The following is a 247-nucleotide window of genomic DNA, read 5'->3' on the forward strand; positions in this document are numbered from 1 at the left end:
TCAGCCCGACAAAACTGCCGCTGGCACGGTCATCCCACACCGGGCTGCGTTCGCCCATCAAGTACGGCAGGAACAACAAGCCTTCGCTGCCTGCCGGGATCTTCATCGCGCGCTGTTCCAGCAACGCCAAACTGTCCTGGCCAGTAGCCTTGGCCTGTTGCTCTTCGGCCTGGCAGAACTGCTCGCGAAACCAGCTGACCGATGCCCCGGCGGTGATTGCACCGCCGAAGATGTACAGGTCCCGATG

The 247-nt window shown here is 62.3% G+C and carries 1 protein-coding gene; it reads right to left on the reverse strand.

Features of this window, described 5'->3' with window-relative positions:
• Positions 1-247 (reverse strand): FGGY-family carbohydrate kinase (locus KZZ04_RS20305; protein WP_257903712.1); only part of this gene is annotated, 247 nt, incomplete at both ends.

This window comes from Pseudoalteromonas sp. CR1 (assembly GCF_019392235.1).
Classification (GTDB): Bacteria; Pseudomonadota; Gammaproteobacteria; order Enterobacterales; family Alteromonadaceae; genus Pseudoalteromonas.